21 protein-coding genes are annotated in these 19532 nt (G+C 45.0%); 6 read left to right on the top strand and 15 right to left on the bottom strand.

Annotated elements, in window-relative coordinates:
* The first annotated feature begins 164 nt into the window (after positions 1–164).
* Positions 165–386 (top strand): hypothetical protein, encoded by a 222-nt coding sequence (locus tag ACLWBB_RS00340; protein ID WP_413289551.1) that lies wholly within the window; start codon positions 165–167, stop codon positions 384–386.
* 189 nt (positions 387–575) lie between these two features.
* Here the strand turns inward: ACLWBB_RS00340 and murA are convergent, their stop codons facing one another.
* The 4 genes from murA to ACLWBB_RS00320 all read right to left on the bottom strand — a co-directional run bounded on the left by murA (position 576) and on the right by ACLWBB_RS00320 (position 4145).
* Positions 576–1829 carry a UDP-N-acetylglucosamine 1-carboxyvinyltransferase gene (murA, locus tag ACLWBB_RS00335; protein WP_413289550.1) on the bottom strand — a complete coding sequence of 418 codons (1254 nt, stop codon included), beginning with the start codon at positions 1827–1829 and terminating at the stop codon, positions 576–578.
* Positions 1822–2703 carry a peptide chain release factor N(5)-glutamine methyltransferase gene (prmC, locus tag ACLWBB_RS00330; protein ID WP_413289549.1) on the bottom strand — a complete coding sequence of 294 codons (882 nt, stop codon included), beginning with the start codon at positions 2701–2703 and terminating at the stop codon, positions 1822–1824. The genes murA and prmC overlap by 8 nt, the downstream gene beginning before the upstream one ends.
* Positions 2703–3779, bottom strand: a complete 1077-nt coding sequence (prfA, locus tag ACLWBB_RS00325) for a peptide chain release factor 1 (protein ID WP_413289548.1) — start codon at positions 3777–3779, stop codon at positions 2703–2705. Before prfA ends, prmC begins: the two co-directional genes overlap by 1 nt.
* A 120-nt stretch (positions 3780–3899) precedes the next feature.
* Positions 3900–4145 carry a type B 50S ribosomal protein L31 gene (locus ACLWBB_RS00320; RefSeq protein WP_413289547.1) on the bottom strand — a complete coding sequence of 82 codons (246 nt, stop codon included), beginning with the start codon at positions 4143–4145 and terminating at the stop codon, positions 3900–3902.
* 203 nt (positions 4146–4348) lie between these two features.
* Between ACLWBB_RS00320 and ACLWBB_RS00315 the strand changes: the two genes are divergently transcribed.
* On the top strand, positions 4349–5149 hold the full coding sequence (locus ACLWBB_RS00315) for a substrate-binding periplasmic protein (protein ID WP_413289546.1): 801 nt from the start codon (positions 4349–4351) through the stop codon (positions 5147–5149).
* Here the strand turns inward: ACLWBB_RS00315 and ACLWBB_RS00310 are convergent.
* Positions 5146–5535: a cupin domain-containing protein gene (locus ACLWBB_RS00310; RefSeq protein WP_413289545.1), complete on the bottom strand. Its 390-nt coding sequence runs from the start codon at positions 5533–5535 to the stop codon at positions 5146–5148. The two genes, ACLWBB_RS00315 and ACLWBB_RS00310, sit on opposite strands and share 4 nt — an antisense overlap.
* Before the next feature lie 337 nt (positions 5536–5872).
* Here ACLWBB_RS00310 and ACLWBB_RS00305 point away from each other — a divergent pair, with 337 nt between their 5' ends.
* Positions 5873–6007, top strand: coding sequence for a hypothetical protein (locus ACLWBB_RS00305; RefSeq protein ID WP_413289544.1), 135 nt, complete (start codon positions 5873–5875; stop codon positions 6005–6007).
* Between the two features lie 35 nt (positions 6008–6042).
* On the opposite strand, the gene rho is transcribed toward ACLWBB_RS00305, so the two are convergent.
* A complete protein-coding gene (gene rho / locus ACLWBB_RS00300) occupies positions 6043–7791 on the bottom strand; it encodes a transcription termination factor Rho (protein ID WP_413291630.1) in 1749 nt (582 codons plus the stop codon).
* A gap of 431 nt (positions 7792–8222) precedes the next feature.
* Here rho and ACLWBB_RS00295 point away from each other — a divergent pair, with 431 nt between their 5' ends.
* The gene (locus ACLWBB_RS00295) at positions 8223–8588 is read left to right on the top strand and encodes a PilZ domain-containing protein (RefSeq protein WP_413289543.1); all 366 of its coding nucleotides are present in this window, start codon (positions 8223–8225) and stop codon (positions 8586–8588) included.
* A gap of 78 nt (positions 8589–8666) precedes the next feature.
* Here the strand turns inward: ACLWBB_RS00295 and ACLWBB_RS00290 are convergent, their stop codons facing one another.
* The 6 genes from ACLWBB_RS00290 to gatC all read right to left on the bottom strand — a co-directional run bounded on the left by ACLWBB_RS00290 (position 8667) and on the right by gatC (position 14620).
* A complete protein-coding gene (locus tag ACLWBB_RS00290; RefSeq protein ID WP_413289542.1) occupies positions 8667–9959 on the bottom strand; it encodes a hypothetical protein in 1293 nt (430 codons plus the stop codon).
* 127 nt (positions 9960–10086) lie between these two features.
* A complete protein-coding gene (locus tag ACLWBB_RS00285) occupies positions 10087–10548 on the bottom strand; it encodes a DUF192 domain-containing protein (RefSeq protein WP_413289541.1) in 462 nt (153 codons plus the stop codon).
* A complete protein-coding gene (locus ACLWBB_RS00280) occupies positions 10517–11428 on the bottom strand; it encodes a Ppx/GppA family phosphatase (protein ID WP_413289540.1) in 912 nt (303 codons plus the stop codon). Before ACLWBB_RS00280 ends, ACLWBB_RS00285 begins: the two co-directional genes overlap by 32 nt.
* Positions 11429–11431: 3 nt before the next feature.
* A complete protein-coding gene (gatB, locus tag ACLWBB_RS00275; RefSeq protein WP_413289539.1) occupies positions 11432–12865 on the bottom strand; it encodes an Asp-tRNA(Asn)/Glu-tRNA(Gln) amidotransferase subunit GatB in 1434 nt (477 codons plus the stop codon).
* Entirely contained in the window at positions 12858–14327 is a 1470-nt protein-coding gene (gatA, locus tag ACLWBB_RS00270; RefSeq protein WP_413289538.1) for an Asp-tRNA(Asn)/Glu-tRNA(Gln) amidotransferase subunit GatA, read from the bottom strand. The genes gatB and gatA overlap by 8 nt, the downstream gene beginning before the upstream one ends.
* A gap of 11 nt (positions 14328–14338) precedes the next feature.
* On the bottom strand, positions 14339–14620 hold the full coding sequence (gene gatC, locus ACLWBB_RS00265; RefSeq protein ID WP_413289537.1) for an Asp-tRNA(Asn)/Glu-tRNA(Gln) amidotransferase subunit GatC: 282 nt from the start codon (positions 14618–14620) through the stop codon (positions 14339–14341).
* Positions 14621–14705: 85 nt separating this feature from the next.
* On the opposite strand from gatC, the gene ligA reads away from it, so the two are divergent.
* The gene (ligA, locus tag ACLWBB_RS00260) at positions 14706–16703 is read left to right on the top strand and encodes an NAD-dependent DNA ligase LigA (RefSeq protein ID WP_413289536.1); all 1998 of its coding nucleotides are present in this window, start codon (positions 14706–14708) and stop codon (positions 16701–16703) included.
* Positions 16704–16705: 2 nt separating this feature from the next.
* The gene (locus ACLWBB_RS00255; protein WP_413289535.1) at positions 16706–17146 is read left to right on the top strand and encodes a hypothetical protein; all 441 of its coding nucleotides are present in this window, start codon (positions 16706–16708) and stop codon (positions 17144–17146) included.
* Here ACLWBB_RS00255 and ACLWBB_RS00250 read toward each other — a convergent pair.
* From ACLWBB_RS00250 to ACLWBB_RS00240, 3 genes are all read right to left on the bottom strand, one after another.
* Positions 17124–17681, bottom strand: a complete 558-nt coding sequence (locus ACLWBB_RS00250) for a GNAT family N-acetyltransferase (protein ID WP_413289534.1) — start codon at positions 17679–17681, stop codon at positions 17124–17126. The two genes, ACLWBB_RS00255 and ACLWBB_RS00250, sit on opposite strands and share 23 nt — an antisense overlap.
* Before the next feature lie 85 nt (positions 17682–17766).
* Positions 17767–17961, bottom strand: a complete 195-nt coding sequence (locus ACLWBB_RS00245; RefSeq protein ID WP_413289533.1) for a hypothetical protein — start codon at positions 17959–17961, stop codon at positions 17767–17769.
* Positions 17962–18068: 107 nt separating this feature from the next.
* Positions 18069–19520, bottom strand: a complete 1452-nt coding sequence (locus ACLWBB_RS00240) for a metallophosphoesterase (protein WP_413289532.1) — start codon at positions 19518–19520, stop codon at positions 18069–18071.
* Between the last annotated feature and the right edge of the window lie 12 nt (positions 19521–19532).

Raw genomic sequence — 19532 nt, 5'->3', positions numbered from 1 at the left:
CCTTCGACTTTAGTCCCAAATTGGAATCACCAAACCCATTATGGAATTACCTTCTGAGTATTTATCGAGAGCTTTTTCGTCCTAAATCAAAATAAATTCGTTCTGAACTGTCTAAAACGTTGGCACGGCCGTTGCTTAAGAGAAATATCACTGGGAGTTAATCAATGATTCGAAACACACTCATAGCAATCTACATCTTGGCAGTTCTTGCAATCTCTGCTGTGTCTCGTGCCGAATCTAGAATTCCTGGTTTTATTGTTGAGCCTAAACAACGCAATGGCCCTATTATTAGACCACCACGTTCCGTGGACCCCCTCCCTGGTGCTGGTGGCAAGGACAGAGCGTTGAAAATGCTAAGTATCGGTAATCGTGGAGTGAATAAATAGCTCCAATACCATGAGTGTCTCAGTCCACCCCCTCCGGACTGGGACATTTTTTTTATCCCTTCAAAGCCTCGAACGGACCCCTCCCGACGGGGCTTTTTTTTGCCCAAAATTTCTGAATGAAACCCAAAAAAAAAGCACCATACTTTTCAGTACAGTGCCGATTGAAATCTGATTTAAAAAAAGACGCTCTTACTCGACGCGCTTGATTTTCGCGCCAAGGCCTTGAAGTTTCGACTCGAGGTTTTCGTAACCACGATCCAAGTGATAGATACGACCGACAGTGGTGTCACCTTTAGCAACCAAGCCTGCAAGCACCAAAGAAGCACTCGCACGAAGATCCGTTGCCATCACCGGAGCTGCTGTCAATCCATCAGGTCTTCCGCGAACAACTGCCACGCGGGTTTTCGGAGTGATGTCTGCGCCTAAACGAATTAATTCTTGAACGTGCATGAAACGATTTTCAAAGATAGTTTCACTGATAACGCTTGTGCCATGAGCCACCGTCATCAAAGCCATGAATTGTGCCTGTAGATCCGTCGGGAAAAGCGGGTGAGGAGCGGTCGTAACGTCAACAGCTTCCCAAGTGTTCGCTTTAAAGACGGTGAGTGAGTTTTTACCTTGCTCAATCTTGAATCCAGCTTCGCGCATTTTCAAAACTAAAGCTTCCAAGTGTTGAGGAACGCACTTCTCGACAGTGACTTCGCCTTTTGTGATCGCACCAGCAATCAACAAAGTGCCGGCTTCGATACGATCTGCCATGATAGTGTGTTCTGCCGGAGTCAGCTTATCGACGCCTTCGATCGTAATGATGCTTGTGCCATGACCTGTGATCTTTGCACCCATCTTGTTGAGGTATTCTGCAAGATCGACGATCTCTGGTTCTTTCGCGGCGTTTTCCAAAATCGTTTTACCTTGAGCAAGAGTGGCCGCCATCATGACGTTTTCAGTTCCACCCACTGTGCACGTTTCAAAAAGGATTGTTCCGCCTTTTAAGCGTTTTGCGCCTGCGTGAACGTAACCTTCTTTCAAAGTGATTTCAGCGCCCAAGGCCTTCATGCCTTCTAAGTGCAAATCAATTGGACGAGTTCCAATCGCGCAACCACCCGGCATAGAAACTACTGCTTCACCGTATTTTGTAAGAATTGGGCCTAAGCACAAAATGCTGGCTCTCATTTTACGAACAAGATCATAGTGAGCTTCGATAGATTGAAGCTTGTTCACTTTCACGCGGAAAGTATCGCCATCACGACGAGTCTCGCAACCCAAGCTCTCAAGAAGTGCTGCTGTAGATTCAATATCTTTCAACTGCGGTACGTTTCTGAAAACGTGTTCGCCTTCCGCTAAAAGAGTAGAAAATAGAATCGGAAGAGCCGCATTCTTTGCACCACTTGTTGCCACTGTACCATTAAGTGTGGCGCCGCCTGAAACGAGCATTTTATCCATTTTTAACTCCTCTGATGACTCTATCTAAACCTGCAAGGTCCTTGATGATATCTACTGTTTGAAAAACCCCTAAGCTCTCATAGGATTTTTTCATCGCTGGTCCCTGACTCATTCCCATTTCCATCAGCATAATAGCTTCAGGGTTTAAGAAGGGTGCATACTTCTTGGACCAATCGACCAGAAACTTTAACCCATTTTCTGGGGCGAAGAGAGCGCTTTCTGGTTCGAATTTTTTCACATTTTCTTCAACATCTTTATCATCGGCTGCAATGTACGGCGGGTTCGAAACAAGAATATCGATTTTAGGTGTTCCCATAAAATCCTTCACCGCCGCCAAAACGCGGTCCGTGTCGCCAGCATCGCTTAAAACAAATTGAACGCGGTCCGCAACTTCTAATGCCGCTGCATTCGCTTTCGCAACTTCAAGTGCCTTTTCAGACATATCCACAGCCACAAGCTTTGCTTGAGGAAGTTTTTTAAGAAGCGTGAGGCCGATGCAACCAGAGCCCGTTCCCAAATCAACGATCGCGTATTCCCCATTTTCGTTCGGGGACCACTTCATGACTTCCTCAATAATATGTTCGGTCTCGGGGCGAGGAATTAGCACTGCGGAGTTCACTTGAAAGTTATAACCAAAGAACTCTTTGGTCCCAAGAATGTACGCCACAGGTTCACCCTGAACGCGACGACGAACTAGATCGCGACAAGTCGCAAGCTCGACATCACTCAATGGCTGATCAAATTTTAAGTAAAGTTGTATACGTTGAAGTTTCAGACCATGAGCCAAAAGAAGTTCAGCATCAAGACGTGCAGACTCGATGTTCTTATCTTTGAAAAACTGAATGGTTTTATCCAGAACTTCTTTTAGTTTCATTACCCTGCAGAGGTTTGTTGTTTTAATGCCTCTGCTTGAAAGTTAGCAACGAGTGGGTCAATCAGCAACTCAAAAGAACCGCCCATGACTGAATCCAATTGATGGATCGTCAGGCCGATACGGTGGTCTGTGATGCGGGTTTGCGGAAAGTTGTATGTACGAATACGCTCAGAACGATCGCCAGTTCCGATTTGCTCTAAACGCGCATCAGAAGCTTGCTTACGATTCTTCTCGTCTTCGATTTGTTGCAATTTTGCGTAAAGGATCTGAATTGCACGCTCACGATTTGAAGATTGTGACTTGCCCTCTTGGCATTTCACGTCAAGACCGGTCGGAATATGGACAACACGAACTGCAGATTCAGTTCTGTTGACTGACTGACCGCCCGAACCTTGCGAACGCATAGTTTCGAACTGGAGGTCATTCATATTCACTTTGATGTCGCCAATTTCAACTTCAGGAATTACTGCCACCGTCACTGTCGAAGTGTGGATACGACCAGCGGCTTCCGTTTTAGGAACGCGCTGAACACGGTGAACGCCAGATTCAAATTTCAATTTACTGAAAACAGAGGCTCCAGAAACGCTCGCGATAACCTCTTTTGCGCCACCAACGTTACCTTCCGAGAAAGAAAGCATTTCTACTTTCCAACCTTGGGTCCCAGCATAATGAACGTAAGCACGGAAAAGCTCGTCGGCAAACAAAGATGCCTCATCGCCCCCAGCGCCCGCGCGGACCTCGAGAATGATATTTTTATCGTCGTTTGGATCTTTCGGAATAAGAAGAATCTTAAGCTGATCTTCCAATGATGGAATCGCTGCTTCTAGCTCTTTGATTTCTTCACGGATGAGCTCACGCATTTCATTGTCGGTTTCAGCCGTCATCAACTCTTTACTGGCTTTGAGGTTTGCGGATTTCGTTTTGTAGTCACGATAAACCAAAACGATTTTCTCAAGATCTGCCAACTCTTTCATGTAAGCGCGGTATTGCTTCTGATCAGAGGCAATATCGGGCCTTTGCAGTTGGAGATTTACCTGCTCGTAACGGGATTCGACTTCAGCAAGTTTTGAAAACATCTTTCATGCCTCGAGTGTGATCAAATCAATAGAATGGTGCCCAGAAAAAACAAATGCGGCCTCTTTAGGGACCGCATTGCTACGCAATAGTCCTCCAGCAATATGTGGAGGTATGGGTATTTATTTTTTTCCGTATTTCTTTTTGAAACGATCGATACGGCCTTCAGTATCCATTACACGTTGTTTGCCAGTGTAGAATGGATGAGACTCAGAAGAGATCTCAACTTTGATCATTGGATATTCTTTGCCATCTTCCCATTTAACAGTCTCAGAAGAGTGCATAGTTGTTGTGCCCAAGAAGCTGTAATCACAAGAGATATCTTTGAAAACAACAGTATTAATTTTTGGATGAAGATCTTTTTTCATGACCTAATTCCTTCTAAACATTGAATATTATTGGTCGTAAGGTTCGATTTTGTAACATAGGGGGCCATGCCTGTCTATCAGAAATCGCTAATTTTTTAAGCGTTTACATATATTGAAAAAATATAGGTTTATCGAGCACTTATCTTGTTTTTTATGTAAAATTATAGACCCTCACTTGAGGATACGCTATTTCTGCATACCTTATGAGAAAATTAACCTGGTGTTTTCTGTGGTTATTTTGGCAGTTTCTGCCCATAGTCGCTACCGCAGAGCCCTCTCAAAAGTTCGTTGTGGTGGTTGAGGATTCTGACAACTACCCCTTTGAATACAGAGAAAATGGGCGGTGGACGGGTTACCACATCGACATCATCACCTCCATTACCAAAAAATTGGGCTGGCAGGTAGAGTGGCTCGCCATTCCCTGGCCCCGGGCAAAATCTGCGTTGGAAAAACGTGAGGCCGATGCCATTTCTTATTTCATCACAACTCCCGGCAAAGAGGAAAAAGACCTGGTTCTTTTAGAAGACAATATTCTTCATCATCCTGTCGGTGTGTTTTTTATCCAGGCCAAAAGAAAAAAGGAGCTGCGGTACACCGGTGGCGGTCTTGAGCCTTTAGCTAAATTCACGATCGGAATCATTCAAGGTGATGTGACTGATGACTTTATGACCCGCTACTATCCTCATCAGAAGGTGGATAAAACTGCCAAAAACTATGAACAGCTTTTTAAAATGCTTTCAGAAAACAGATTTGATCTCGGTTTGGCTCATGTTTACGCCTTAAGAAGTATTTCCAGAACTCATCCCGAGCTTTCCAAACAGCTGACGATGATCAAAACTCCTTTTGCCTCCAGCAATGCTTATATTGCTTTTGCCAAAACAACAAAGGGCCGAGAGAACGCTCAAAAATTTGCAAAAGTCTTTGAAGCCTTTAAAAAGACGTCCTCTTATTTTGAAATCACAAAAAAGTACGGCTTAGAAAGCTTCAGCATTACCAAACCCTAAGGAGACTTTGCGTAGTCTACCATGCCTTGGAAGTCCACGATCACTACAGGTTCGTCGCCAACCACCCAGGCATCATGGCCCGGTGGCAACACAGAAATATCCCCCGGACGGCATTGATAAGTTTCGCCGTTATCCATCTTTACCATTAAGACGCCCGCAACGTGATACTGAAAGTGGGCCGCTTCACAGCTCTTGGTTTTGGCAATCGGCTGGACAGACTCGGACCACTTCCAACCAGGTTCCAGTGTCACACGACCAATTACTCTGCCGTAAACTTCAATAAGCTCTAAATGCCCGTTAGGAAAATTTCGTATTTCCCGCGGTCGATCGAAACTTTTTACTTCGACCTTTTCTTCGTGACGATGGGTTTCCGTGGACAATTCCATAGAAGATCTCCTTGAAAAGACGCTCTTAGGAATATTTTTTTCCTCTTGAATCGTGGGGCGGTGGCAGGCATTTGTTTTTTTCGTCGCACAGGTTCCAATTTGGATGCTGGTTTTGGTTCCAGGTTGGAGCTTTTGGCATCTCAAACTCAAATAAACAGCCAAACAAACTTGGACTCATTTTTGCTTCTAGAAAATTTTCAACCATCAACGAGAATTAGGAGCCCTAGTATGAACAGCCCTCTGTTAGCTTTGTCAGTCTCCAGCCCCGCCTTCTAAAACACAATTCATCACAACTGATTCGCCGAATTTAACAATCTTATGCCCCTTCGGAGGACGTATGACTGCTTGGCATTTTTTTGCCGTTTTTCTGACGATTCCAAAATTGATGAAACACATTTCCCCTCAGCACCCGCCGCAAGAGTTTCACCGGCCGGGTTCTGTCGAGTTGCAATTGCAAAGATTTGCTCGTTAGACATAAAAAAAGCCGCCTTGTGGGCGGCTTTTTTCTTAGTTACCTGACATTGCCTTCAGGAAGTCTGTATTTGTTTTCGTTCCCTGAACTTTATCGAGGAGGAATTCCATCGCATCGATCACGTTCATCGGAGCCAAAACCTTGCGGAGGATCCACAAACGGTTCAAATCACCTTTGTCGATCAGCAAGTCTTCCTTACGAGTGCCGGATTTGTTGATGTCCATGCACGGGAAGATACGTTTTTCCATAAGCTTACGATCCAAGTGGATCTCGGCATTACCAGTACCTTTAAATTCTTCGAAGATAACCTCATCCATACGAGAACCTGTATCCACAAGTGCCGTTGCGATGATTGTCAAAGAACCACCTTCTTCGATATTGCGGGCAGCACCGAAGAAACGTTTTGGTTTGTGAAGAGCATTTGAATCCACACCGCCCGACAAGATCTTACCAGATGGCGGAACCACTGTATTGTAAGCGCGAGCAAGACGCGTGATAGAATCAAGAAGGATCACAACGTCGTGTTTGTGTTCAACCAGACGTTTTGCTTTCTCGATAACCATTTCTGCAACTTGAACGTGACGAGTTGGTGGCTCATCGAAAGTAGATGAGATCACTTCGCCCTTCACGGTTCTTTGCATGTCTGTCACCTCTTCCGGGCGCTCATCGATCAATAGAACGATAAGTTTCACTTCAGGGTGGTTAGCCGTGATCGCGTTTGCGATATTTTGCATCAAAACTGTTTTACCAGTTCTTGGCGGTGCCACGATCAATGCACGTTGACCTTTTCCAAGCGGAGCCATCAAGTCTACAACACGAGTCGTGTAGTCGCCTGGATTGTGCTCAAGCTTCAAGCGCTCATTTGGATATAGAGGCGTCAAGTTGTCGAAAAGGATTTTATCTTTACCTTTTTCAGTCGTTTCGAAGTTCAGGCTGTCGACTTTAAGAAGTGCGAAATATCTTTCGCCATCTTTTGGTGGACGAACAGTTCCTGTAACAGTGTCACCAGTTCTCAAGCCGAAGCGACGGATTTGAGATGGACTTACGTAAATATCATCCGGACCCGGAAGATAGTTGTAATCTGGAGAACGCAAGAAACCGTATCCATCTGGAAGGATTTCAAGAACGCCAGATCCATAAATGTCCTGACCAAGGCGAGCTGCACGCTTTAAGATTTCGAAAATCATGTCCTGACGGCGCATACCGGCCGCATTTTCGATTTTCAATTTCAATGCAAGTTCAGTGAGCTGTTGGATGTTTTTAGATTTTAGATCTTTAGAGTTGAGCCAGCTTTTTTCCTCGTCCGTCAGATTGATATCTGCAAGTTCGGCATCAAGGTTTTGAGAATTTGCTGCTGATTCATCTTGTTGTGGTCCGTAATCATCACCTTGCTGGCCACGACCTGGTCCACGATCACGATTGTCATACTTTTGGAAATTATCACGGCGTTGTCCGCCACTGTGCTGATGTCTTTGGCCACCGCCACCACCACGATTGTCACGATTATCGCGGTTATCACGCTTATCGCGATTGTCAAAACGACGATGTCCGCCGCCACCACCGCCACCGCGGTTATCGCGATTATCACGGTCGCGATTGTCATATTGTCTTTCGGTATTTTCTCTTTGTGGAGGAGCCGCTGTTTGTTCTGCGGCTGGGGCTGGGGCCTCGCTACGAGGTGCTTCTACTGGGGCTGCCGGTGTCTCGGGTGCTGCTTCTTGAGCTGCAGCTTCAACTGCTGGTTCTGCTTTTGGTTTACCGCGAGTGGGGCGTTTTTTTACCACCTCAGGATTTTGCGAATCTTTTGGTTCTGACAAACATTACTCCTTAGTATTCGAATTCAGATTTTGTACTTTGATAAGATAGTTTTAAAATAGAATGGATTTTTGGTTGAGATTCTAAATGAGACCAGCTCTCAGGTGTGATGTGCGGGTCTATTGCTTGAGTTCCCCTTCAATTTGGCGAAGGGGTCCAGTTTTGTCAATCGAAAATCCGAAGCCTGATTTTGTCCACAGCCTCGTTCTGGAACGCGCAACCCTTCAATTAGTTTGTGTTTTTCTGAGTCTTTTCAACGGGATAGTTTCATATTGAAACATTCAAGTTGAGACGCTCCAAACCTCAGAATCAGCTTTTTCGCCAACCACTTCAGTTTTTTAAAGTAAAAACCGATATTAAATACACATACTTAGCCTAGGAAATACCAAAGGAGATGACTGTGGACACTAACAAGCTCCCGGCACCACGCACGCCTCTCTATTTAGAGGTCGGATTTAAAAGAAATTATGCTCGTGAGGAGTCAAAGGGGACTCTGAAGAACATTAGTATTTCTGGTGCGTTCATTGAGTTTCATGGGGAAACTTTCCGTGCGAACGAAAAACTGTATTTGCGCTTCGTAGTTAGCGGCCGCGAAAGAAAGATTGCTGCCAATGTTATCTGGAGCAATTCATTAGGTTGCGGAATCAAGTTTGCCCCGGCGAACAACCGTGACGTTCAAATCGTTGATGACCTTATTTATTTTGTAGAAAACAACCGTGATGGTCGTCGCGACGTACTGGACAAGATCTTTAAAAAAGTATCTTAGACAACTCTGAATCCGAATCAGAGAAATAAAAAAGGGTCCCTGGAGGACCCTTTTTCTTTTTTGTTTGCCGGTATCTAACTAACCAACTTGAGTATCTTGGATTGCTTGCTCAAGTTCTTTCTTACGACGTCTTCTCATAATCATGAAAAGTGCCAAACCTACTGCGACAACAGCGCCCGCAGCCAAAGTCGTCATCTGATCTTCTTCCATCGGAGCACCAGCATCACCCATGTTTTTCTTCGCCATGTCCATTGGTGGTGGCGGAGGTGGAGCTACTGCTTCGACAGGTGGAGGCGGTGGAGGTGGCGGAGCCATCTCGTTTGATGCCATATCTGGTGGAGGTGGAGGCGGAGCCATGTCTGCTGGTGGAGGTGGTGGTGGCATATCAGCAGTTGGAGGTGGCGGCATATCTGCTGGTGGAGCAGGAGGCGCCATTTCCGCAGGCTGAGCCGCTGCAACTTCAGCTGGTTTTGTTACAGCTGCTGCAGTTCTCCAGTACTTAATCTGCGTACCTTCATCCAACTTTCCTTTAGATTCAAAATCGTTGGTTGCGTAAAGCTCTTTCCAACCTTGCTCAGAACCGAAAAGTTCTTTAGCTACGCTCTTGGCAGTATCGCCAGCTTTCGCGATGTAAACTTCCGGCGCAATTCCGCTATCTTCGTAATAAGTTAAAACCTTAGTTTCATCGTCAGGACGGTGAGGTGAGTTGTAATACACCTTATCGCCGACTTTCATCTTACGACCTTTAATAGCAGGATTCATTTTCTTAAGATCAGAAACTTTTTCTGATCCATAGATCATTTGGCTAACACTTGCCCAGCTATCACCATCACGTGCTACGTAAACTGTGTTAAGAACTTTGCCGCCTTCTTTCCATGGAGCTGTTTCAACTTTACGATAAGATGGCATTGGTTTTGATTCTTTGGGAGCTTCAGCAACTTCTGTAGTTGCGGATGAAGTCTCTTGAACTGGCTCTGTGTTTTCAACAACAGGCGGAGCCGTTTCAACAGTCGACCCAGCATCACCTAAAGCATCTGGTGGAAGAGTTTCTTCAACAGGTGGAGGTTCGCTTGCCGCAACATCAGTAGGTGGAGCATCCATCATTGGCGCATCAGCAACTGGTGGAGCATCCGTTGGTGGAGCTTCGCCAAGAGCATCTTCAGGAAGAGCATCGCCAGAGAGAGACGCAGAAGAATCTTCTGCCGCGATATCAAGACTTTGTTCGCCTTCTACTTTCTCGACTTCAGCAGATTCGGCTGCTGCATCAATGGCGATTTCGTCGCCGCCATCTTCTTTAGAGTCTTTTGACGTACAACTTGATAGTTGAATCGCTCCAAAGCACGCGAGAAGTACAACAAGTTTTTTCAACATATTATTCATCCTTGATTAGTTCGCTGAAACATTCTGTTTCAATATAACCTATTACGATTTAAGCATAAGATTGATGCCTTGCAAATAATTTATGGACAGACCTAGTTAAAGGCCGAAGGCATCTAGACTATTGTCGGCGGCTTGAAAAACTAAATTTGTGGCCGATTTTTACGTTATTTTTTTTGAACCACTCTTTATTCATCTCTAGTGCGTACATTGCAGGCTTTGCACTTGGGTATGACGGAGGTCTAGTCTCGAGCGCGCTTGTCGCACGCATCTCCTGGATGTCGACAAGCGTTTTATCTTTATCAAAGTAGCCAATACTTAGGTCTATGTAGGTGTTCTTCATCCAAAAATATCGGTAGTCTTCCGTCTTAAAAATAAAAAGCATGCCCTCATCTTTGGCCATATTTTTTCTGAACATCAAACCGTGCTCGTGTTGCGCGGGTGATTCGGCGATTTCTACGGTAAGGGTTTTACCGTTGAGGGTAATTTTCTCTTTTTCAAAAGTAACATCTTTTGCGCTGGCAATGGAGCCCGCAAATAGAAAACACAAACTAACGACGAAGAACTTCCAATGCGACACCATAGCGCACTCCTTTAATAGAGACCTTCATAGCAGGTTTGTTCATTTTTAGTAGAAAGCGATGAAGGATCGTAGCACCTACAAATAGAACATCAGCACGACCGGATTCTATTTTGTACTTTTCAATTTTTTCCTGGACCGAAGTGCTTGCAAGAATATCGCACCACTTTTGTAGTTTGCCTTGGTCCAAGATAAAACCGTGAACCTTTTCCGCATCGAATTTACCGATTTCAGCCGCGGCAATTGCCGATGGTGTTCCTGCAACGGCCAAGACATCCGTCGCTGGATACTTTTGAACTTCAGAAAGAATACTGTCTAAGGCTATGTCCACTGAGTTTTCCACAGCCTGTTTTTCACTTTCTGATAGCGGCTGTGCAGTAATAAACTTTTCCGTCATTCTTACACAGCCTACATCCAGGCTTTTTGCAAAATGCAGTTTGGATCTATTGCCGACGATAAATTCCGTCGAGCCGCCACCAACGTCTATCACGATGACATTTTCGTCACCCTTGAGGTTTCCTTCGGTGGATCCTGCAAAGGTGATTCGTGCTTCATCTGAGCCCGGAATAATTTCAATTGGAATCCCAATGTCTTCGCCAATCTTAAATAGCTCGGAACCATTCTTGGCGTCTCTCGCCGCAGAAGTTGCCATAGCCAAAATACGATCTACGTTGTGCCGATCAATCTCTTTTTTAAATTCTGTCAGACACTCTTTCGCACGTTTTAAAGCATCCGGATGGAAAGAGCCGGTTTTATCGACTCCTTGGCCCAAGCGGACAACTTTGACTTGATCTGAAAGCACCTTCTTGATCCCAGATTTGTCGCCTTCGACAATGAGACAGAGAAAAGAATTCGATCCAAGGTCAAGAGCTGCGACTTTCATATTTTATCCGTTCAGTTTCTTTTGCAGAATTTGGTTAACAAGATCGGGATTCGCTTGGCCTTTAGAGGCTTTCATAACCGCACCCACGAAGAAGCCAAAAAGATTTTTCTTCTTCCCGGACTTATGATCTTCGACCTGCTGAGCATTCGCTGCTAAAACCTCATCTACAAGTTTTTCAATCGCTGCTGGGTCAGAAACTTGCACAAGGCCTTTTTCTTTCACGACAGCTTCTGGGTCTTTGCCGGTCTTCCACATCTCTGAAAACACTGTCTTTGCAATTTTTCCTGAGATTGTGCCTTTATCAATCAAGGCGATCAATTGCCCCAATTGTGCAGGTTTAATCGGAGACGCCGTAATTTCCAAGCGGTTGTCATTCAGCTCACGAAGAAGCTCCGTCATAATCCAGTTTGAAGCACCTTTGTAGTTGCCACAAACTTTCGCGGTCTCTTCATAGTAATTTGCTAGGTCAATTTCATTCGTCAAAACTTCCGCATCGTATTCAGGCAAACCGTGTGCCGATACAAATCGTGCTTTTCTTGCCAACGGCAGTTCAGGCAGTTCAGATTTCAATTTTGAAATCAAGTCTTCGCTAACAACGACAGGCAGCAAATCCGGGTCCGGGAAATAGCGATAGTCTTGAGCGTCTTCTTTGCTTCTCATTGTGAAAGTTTTATTTTTGTCTGGGTCCCAAAGGCGGGTTTCCTGAATTACTTTTTCGCCTCTTTCGACCAGATCAATTTGGCGCTCAATTTCATACTCGATCGCTTTTTCGACAAAACGGAACGAGTTGATATTTTTTAATTCTGTACGGGTTCCAAGTTTAGGATCTCCAACTTTGCGAACGCTGACGTTGCAATCGCAGCGCATGGAGCCCTCTTCCAAGTTTCCATCACACACGCCAAGATAACGAACGATTTGACGAATGGTTCTTCCGTACTCGGCAGCCTCTTGCGGAGTGCTCATGTCGGGTCCCGTGACGACTTCAAGCAGCGGTATTCCAGAGCGATTGTAGTTAATCATTGTGAAGTCACCCTGATGAGTGGACTTTCCAGCATCCTCTTCCAAATGGGCACGCGTAATACTTACGGTTTTACTGTTTTCACCCACCTTAAAGGTGATGGTGCCATTTTCACAAATCGGCTGATCGTACTGAGAAATTTGATAGCCCTTTGGCAAATCCGGATAGAAATAGTTTTTTCGAGCAAAAACAGATTTTCTGCGAATGTTACAGCCTAGTGCTAAGCCCGTTTTAACTGCGAACTCGACCGCGCGTTTATTGATGACAGGTAAAGTGCCTGGCATACCCACGCTGACCGGGGACGTGTTTTCATTGTCAGCCGCATTGAACTGAGTGGAGTCCGCGCAGAATATTTTGCTATTGGTGTTTAGCTGAACGTGAATTTCAATACCGATGACGGCTTCATAACCTCTATACATTTGGAGTTTTTCCCTTCACCATCGATGCACCCTCAAGTGCATACGCGACGTTCAGCATTCGCTGTTCATCAAAGTGCGCACCCGTTAATTGCACACCAACTGGCAAACCATCCTCTGACATTCCAAATGGAACACTCATGCCCGGTAATCCTGCCAGGTTTGTCGAGGTCGTGAAGATGTCGTTGAGGTACATCGTAAGAGGATCCGCAACTCGCTCGCCAATTTTGAACGCGGGCGAAGTCGTGACGGGGCTTAAGATCACATCACATTTTGTAAAGGCTTCTTTGTATTGATTCATGATCATGCGACGGACTTGGCCGGCTTTGTTGTAGTAGGCATCATAGTAACCACTCGATAAACAATAGGTTCCTAGCATGATTCTGCGTTTAACTTCCTTACCGAAGCCTTCTCCGCGAGTTTTGCCATAGAAATCTGCAAGATCTACCGAAGATAGATTTTTAAATTCTGCCCGGTAACCATACTTAACTCCATCGTAACGAGCTAAGTTACTGGACGCCTCACTAGCTGCAACCAAATAATAAACAGGAACTGCGAACTCTGACATCGGCACAGAGACTTCAACGATTTCGGCCCCCATGGATTTCAAAGTGCTCACCGCTTGATCCACAGTTTTTTGCACATCCGCGTGGAGGCCGCCTTGCATGTATTCTTTGATCAAACCAATTTTTAAACCTTTCACATTTGCGGAAAGATCTTTGCTCCATTGTGGAACTTTTCTTTGGCTGGTAGTTGCATCGCGCTCGTCGTGACCGCTGATCACTTCCATTGTTAGTGCTGCATCTTTCACTGTGCTCACCATAGGACCCGCTTGATCCAAAGAAGATGCGTACGCAACGATTCCATAACGGCTCACGCGTCCGTAAGTTGGTTTCACGCCAACGATTCCGCAAAAGCTTGCCGGTTGGCGGATGGATCCGCCGGTATCAGTTCCCAAAGTTCCGGCACACATGCGAGCAGCCTGCGCCGCCGCAGATCCTCCGGAAGACCCCCCAGGCACACATTCTAAATTCCAGGGATTTTTAACATTTCCATAGAAAGACGTTTCATTAGAAGAGCCCATCGCGAACTCGTCCTGATTCAACTTGCCGGTGATGACAATGCCCGCTTTTTTGAGGCGTTCAATCACGGTCGCATCGTAAGGAGAAACAAAGTTTTGTAACATTTTAGAACCAGCGTTCGTAACAAGGCCCTTTGTGCAAAACATTTCTTTAATACCGAAAGGCACGCCTGCCAAAACCCCAACATCCTCGCCCTTGGAAATACGGGCATCGATGGCTTCAGCGTCTTTTGCAGCGTTTGGATTGAAGCTTGTATACGCATTTAGTTTTGGATTCAGCGTTTCCGCCCGCTTCATGAAGTGAGTCGTCACTTCTTTGGCACTTACTTTTTTTGTTTTTACTGCTTCGGTGATTTCAACGATCGAGGCTTGTGATAAATCCATATTTGTTACCTCTATACTACCGGTGGAACTTTAAACAGGTTGCCGGCTTTCGCAGGCGCATTGCTTGTCATGTCTTCAGGTGTGAATTCTTGTTTTGCCACATCTTCACGCCAAAACTCTTCGATTTCGGTCGGAGTAAATAAAGGCTCGATCCCCTGGGTATTTATTTTCGAGATTTGTTCGAAGTGATTCAGCGCTTTGCCAAGCTGTTGGCTGTATTCATTAGCTTCTTGTTCAGTGATTTCAAGGCGGGCCAATTTCGCAATGTGCTCAATGGTTTTTTTATCAATCATTTGGGGATCTCCTTAGGGGAGTATAAGACATTTAACGTACCTCAACATCTCTTTTCCAGTCAAATAGGCCGTGGTAAAAGACGACATGTCGAAAAAACGCCACGAAGAGCTAAAAAAGATCCTTTCCGAGCACGATTATAATTATCACGTTCTCGATAAGCCCGTCATAACGGACTTTGAATACGACCAGCTTTACACGGAATTACTTAAAATCGAGAAAACGGAGTCCGGGCTTGATCTTAGTGACTCTCCTTCTCAGCGCGTGGGCGGAGCGCCGCTTGGGGCTTTCGAGAAAGTGGCGCATCGCTTGCCAATGCTTTCTTTGGCAAATAGTTATTCTCCAGAGGACATTTCAGAGTTTGACGAACGCGTAAAGAAGTTCTTAAAAACAGATAAGGACATCGAATACTTCGCAGAGCCTAAGTTTGATGGACTGTCCATGGAACTTGTCTATGAAAATGGTTCTTTAGTTCGAGCTATCACTCGCGGCGACGGAAGCGTCGGCGAAGACGTGACTCAAAACATCCGTACCATCAAAAGTATTCCACTAAAGCTCAAAACTGCTAAACCACCAGAGCTTCTAGAAGTTCGTGGAGAAGTCTTGATGTTTAAGGCCGACTTTGCAAAACTCAATGAAGTTCAGCAAGAAAACGGTCAGCAAACTTTTGCAAACCCCCGCAACGCGGCAGCTGGCACCGTTCGTCAGTTAGATTCAAAAATCGCGAGTTCAAGACCTCTCAAGTTTTTTGCGTACGCCCTAGGGGCGGTCAGTGGTGTTGATTTTAAAAGCCAGGCTGATATCGGAAAATATTTTGAAAGCGTAGGGCTTCCGACAGCCCAAGCGCAGAAAGCCGATGCCGTTCGTGTTTGCAAAGATGCCTCTGACGCCATCGACTACTACCACTTTATTGAAAAACAACGGCCACAGCTTCCATTTGATATTGATGGCATCGTTATCAAAGCAAATTCTCTTCGTGTTCAAGACGATTTAGGTTTGGTGGCCAGAAGCCCTCGCTGGGCAACGGCTGCAAAATTTAAACCTGAACAATCCCAAACTGTTGTGGAAAACATTGTGGTTCAAGTGGGAAGAACGGGCGCGCTGACTCCGGTTGCCATTATGAAACCTGTGCGTGTTGGTGGTGTTACAGTAACCAATGCAACTCTTCACAATCAGGAAGAAATTGATCGCAAAGATATTCGTGTCGGCGACACTGTTGTCATTCAAAGAGCCGGCGATGTGATTCCTGAAATTGTTGAGGTGATCCTTACAAAACGACCAAAACACTCGGAGCCCTTTGTAATTCCAAGCAAGTGTCCTGCTTGCGGAACCAAAGTGCACAAGCTTGAGGGTGAGGTTGTCACTCGTTGTACAAATCCACTTTGTATTGCGATCGTCAAAGAAGCTCTCAAACACTTTGTCGCTCGTCGTGCGATGAACTTGGATAAAATTGGCGATCGTTTGATCGAGACTTTGGTAGATGAAAAACTAGTTACTAAATTTAGCGACCTCTATCGTTTGAAAAAAGACGATTTGCTTGAGTTGGATCGCCAGGGTGACAAATCGGTAGAAAATATCATTAAGAGTATTGAAACCAGCAAGAATACAACTCTTGCGCGTCTAATTTTTGGGCTTGGAATTCGTTTCGTAGGGGAGCAAACAGCAAAACACGTCGCAGATCATTTTGTGACTGTCGACAATTTCCTGAAGGCCGGCGAAGAAGACCTTCTACAAATTCCTGAAATCGGACCCAAAGTCGCGAAGGCGATCCTTGAGTGGACAAGCAATCCTAAATTGGTCAAAGAAGTTCATGACCTCATATCATTAGGTGTGAAAGTTCAAACTCCACAAAGATCGACGACTGGTAAGCTTGCAGGTATGAGCTTCTTAATTACAGGTACACTTCCGGTAAAGCGTGATGATGCCAAAGATTTTATTGAGAAGAACGGCGGGAAAATCTTAGGGTCCGTTTCTTCGAAGCTAAATTTCTTGGTTGTTGGGGATGATCCCGGCTCTAAAGTAGAGAAAGCTCAAAGCTTGGGTGTTACAATTATTTCCTGGGACGACTTGCAAGGTATGGTGTAGCTATGTCTGAAAAAACTGTTCAGTACGGTCCATTCACTCCACAAGAGCTCGACTCTTTCGTGCGCGAACTTCAGTTGAAAAACATTCCATTTGAAATTCAAAAGGATGAGGACGCCGAAAAGAAATTCAAGGCAGTAGACTTCTCGAATGTCGTCAACCAAGTTGAGTTCCGCAACGAACAGTATTTGGCACAGATTTTCTATGTCACTTTGGCTAAAAAGGATCTTTCTCGTGTTGCTGACCGCTTGGCGCAACTGGGTTTCCCGACAGATCTTCCTGATTTTCCTAAAGAACTTGATTCCGACGATCGCGAAGATGTTATGGTTCGTGCGCGCGCGGATAAAAATAAATTCAACCGTCGCATGTTAGCATGGTTTCTTTTCATCGGACTTTTGTGTTCTATCTTTTTGGGTTACGCGATTAGCGTTTTAAGTCAGCCTTAATTTTTGCGTAAACGGCCGTATCTCGGTATTGGCCGCGAAAGAGCATGTTCTGACGAAGAGTGCCCTCGAAGGTAAAGCCATTTCTTTGCGGGACGGCGCCTGACTTCTTGTTGTGAGGATCACAGCGAATCTCGATACGGTTAAAGCCCATTTCAAAAAGGATTTTTTCAACAGCAGCAACTCCGGAAGAGATACATCCCTTTCCTTCTTGCTTGCTATGAAGCCAATACCCTAGTTCGCAAGTATCATGTTCCCAGCGAATGTTATGGATCCCCAGACTACCTACATACTCGTCGTCGGGTGTAAAGATACCGTAGTCAAAGAGGGTTCCAGCTTCCCAATCCTTGATGCATTCGTTGACATACCAGCGCTGGTCATCGACAGATTTGGTGGCATCAACCCAAGGCAGAAATTCACGCAAACGAACCCGATCACTATCAATGCACTCAAAAGCGGTATAGACATCCGCCAGACTACGCCTTTTGAGAAGGTGGTTCGCCAAAATCATCTTTGCAGGGGGCTGCGTTTTTTCCATAAGTCCGGTTACAAAAAAAAAGAAGCCCTTGCGAGCTTCTTTTTAAAGTTCGAAATTTTTGTGCTTAATTAAAAGCGGCAAATTTCTACAGATGATCGATAACGATATCACGAGCCATAACGGTTTTACGACCGTCAGCTTTCGCGCTATCAACACCTTTCAAGCAGAGTTGCTCAATCGCTTTGCTCAAAACGTCGATCGTTTCAGCAGAAGTGTTCATTCCGCCTTTTTCCTTGATCAATTTTTTTACCTTGCTAGTTACAACTAGTACTTCTGACATAGTCCTTAGCCTCCGTTTTCGCTTTTAAAACATTAAGAGGTTTGCATAGCGCCTGGTTGTTGACAAATTTTATTTGTCGCGCGGCGCATAACTGCGTCATTTTTTATCTATCGGCTGCCCGACGACATAAATAATTGGGATTGCCCATCGATAAATTTGTAAAGTTCGGCCTGTCTTTCTCCGGTTTCTTGAGGAGAAATCCAAATATACGTTTTTTGATCAAGTGGTTTTGTGCACTCAATATCTAAAAATGCCGGTGACCAACAGCCTGAATTCAAATGCTCTACAGCTCCGATCATCTCATGACGGACTGAATGGGTATGACCATAAATAATTCGCTTCACTCGAGTGATTGCGCTGGTCATCGCCATGATTCGTTCATTGGGTTCTTTATAGCTCGATACCATCGAGGTGATCGATTTGCTGTAGAATAAGAAGAATGGAAGCAACAAAAACATTGGAATAAATGCCCAGAAAAAAGACAAATCATAGACCTGGCGGATAAAAAGCATCAGTTGAAAAATCAAAAAGAAGGCAACACCGATTAAAAACGCTCGGTCTAACCAAAGCTCTCGAGCCAACAAAAAGGGATTACTTGCCGCCGGAGCAACAAAAAGCTCTTTCAGCTCACGCACCATGCGAGGTTCTGCATTCGCCTTCAAGGCAATCTGCTCAATCCGCTCTTCAATTTTTAGCGGATTACGGATTGGGGCCGCTAATCGATCCTTAAAAGATTGTATCAACGTTTCTACCGAGCCAAAAAACCAAGTAAAAACCAAGAATGGCTGAGCACGAACCATGTAGCGCATGAAAATCGTAATATATTCACGCAAACCCATGATGTAATTCGAATCCACGTGTGGGTTAAAGAATCCCAGCCCATTCATGATAAATCGGCAGGCCATATTCCCGAACGGCAGTTTCAATGAAATGTGATTGTAACCTTGCACGTAGGGGTTAATGGGGTCTTCACACAAACAGTAAGGGTCATATTGATTCCCATGCTCAATCAAAGTGTCTTCGTTTGAAATGTAAAACCATTCCACAAACCGAACCTGCCCTTGCTGAGCTTCGTTAAGGCCCAAAGTGTGGCGAATTTCTTTTTGTACGTCTGGAAAATGTAGTTCTAAATCATGGTTGCCTATTACAAATACGACTCGATTCCCGCGAAGCACAAACTCGCGTAGGGCTTTCACAAAAATCGCATGGTCTTCCAAAATCACTTTGATTTTGAAACACGAACGTTCTGATCGTGGATACAGGCCACGTTTTTTTTCAAGGCGGCTGACATTAAAAATAGGCTCGTCAGGGATTTTTAGAACACTATCGAAATCGAAAATGTCTCCATTGAGGACTAACTCAACGGCTTCGCCTTTGGCTTTGGCTTCGATTTCTTTTAGAAAAGTTGTGAAGATGTCGTCGAAGAAAAATTGACGAGTCTTAAACTTTTTCCACAGCGGGTATTTAGGATTTACGGGTTCCGCTTCACAAAGGTGCAGATCGCTAATGATGGCTGTGTATTTTGCACTTTTAAAGCTAGGCATATTTGTTTCTTTCACTCGAACTCCCGG

This window comes from Bdellovibrio sp. HCB337, assembly GCF_047302465.1.
Taxonomy (GTDB): Bacteria; Bdellovibrionota; Bdellovibrionia; order Bdellovibrionales; family Bdellovibrionaceae; genus JACMRP01.
Note: the sequence above shows the minus strand (reverse complement) of the source record. Positions and strands in the feature narration are given on the sequence as shown.

What these genes read in the sequence shown, in the direction of transcription:
- ACLWBB_RS00340 (WP_413289551.1), top strand. Translation starts at nt 165, where the DNA reads ATGATTCGAAACACACTCATAGCAATCTACATCTTGGCAGTTCTTGCA.
- murA (WP_413289550.1), bottom strand. Translation starts at nt 1,829, where the DNA reads ATGGATAAAATGCTCGTTTCAGGCGGCGCCACACTTAATGGTACAGTG.
- prmC (WP_413289549.1), bottom strand. Translation starts at nt 2,703, where the DNA reads ATGAAACTAAAAGAAGTTCTGGATAAAACCATTCAGTTTTTCAAAGAT.
- prfA (WP_413289548.1), bottom strand. Translation starts at nt 3,779, where the DNA reads ATGTTTTCAAAACTTGCTGAAGTCGAATCCCGTTACGAGCAGGTAAAT.
- ACLWBB_RS00320 (WP_413289547.1), bottom strand. Translation starts at nt 4,145, where the DNA reads ATGAAAAAAGATCTTCATCCAAAAATTAATACTGTTGTTTTCAAAGAT.
- ACLWBB_RS00315 (WP_413289546.1), top strand. Translation starts at nt 4,349, where the DNA reads ATGAGAAAATTAACCTGGTGTTTTCTGTGGTTATTTTGGCAGTTTCTG.
- ACLWBB_RS00310 (WP_413289545.1), bottom strand. Translation starts at nt 5,535, where the DNA reads ATGGAATTGTCCACGGAAACCCATCGTCACGAAGAAAAGGTCGAAGTA.
- ACLWBB_RS00305 (WP_413289544.1), top strand. Translation starts at nt 5,873, where the DNA reads ATGACTGCTTGGCATTTTTTTGCCGTTTTTCTGACGATTCCAAAATTG.
- ACLWBB_RS00290 (WP_413289542.1), bottom strand. Translation starts at nt 9,959, where the DNA reads ATGTTGAAAAAACTTGTTGTACTTCTCGCGTGCTTTGGAGCGATTCAA.
- ACLWBB_RS00285 (WP_413289541.1), bottom strand. Translation starts at nt 10,548, where the DNA reads ATGGTGTCGCATTGGAAGTTCTTCGTCGTTAGTTTGTGTTTTCTATTT.
- ACLWBB_RS00280 (WP_413289540.1), bottom strand. Translation starts at nt 11,428, where the DNA reads ATGAAAGTCGCAGCTCTTGACCTTGGATCGAATTCTTTTCTCTGTCTC.
- gatB (WP_413289539.1), bottom strand. Translation starts at nt 12,865, where the DNA reads ATGTATAGAGGTTATGAAGCCGTCATCGGTATTGAAATTCACGTTCAG.
- gatA (WP_413289538.1), bottom strand. Translation starts at nt 14,327, where the DNA reads ATGGATTTATCACAAGCCTCGATCGTTGAAATCACCGAAGCAGTAAAA.
- gatC (WP_413289537.1), bottom strand. Translation starts at nt 14,620, where the DNA reads ATGATTGATAAAAAAACCATTGAGCACATTGCGAAATTGGCCCGCCTT.
- ligA (WP_413289536.1), top strand. Translation starts at nt 14,706, where the DNA reads ATGTCGAAAAAACGCCACGAAGAGCTAAAAAAGATCCTTTCCGAGCAC.
- ACLWBB_RS00255 (WP_413289535.1), top strand. Translation starts at nt 16,706, where the DNA reads ATGTCTGAAAAAACTGTTCAGTACGGTCCATTCACTCCACAAGAGCTC.
- ACLWBB_RS00250 (WP_413289534.1), bottom strand. Translation starts at nt 17,681, where the DNA reads ATGGAAAAAACGCAGCCCCCTGCAAAGATGATTTTGGCGAACCACCTT.
- ACLWBB_RS00245 (WP_413289533.1), bottom strand. Translation starts at nt 17,961, where the DNA reads ATGTCAGAAGTACTAGTTGTAACTAGCAAGGTAAAAAAATTGATCAAG.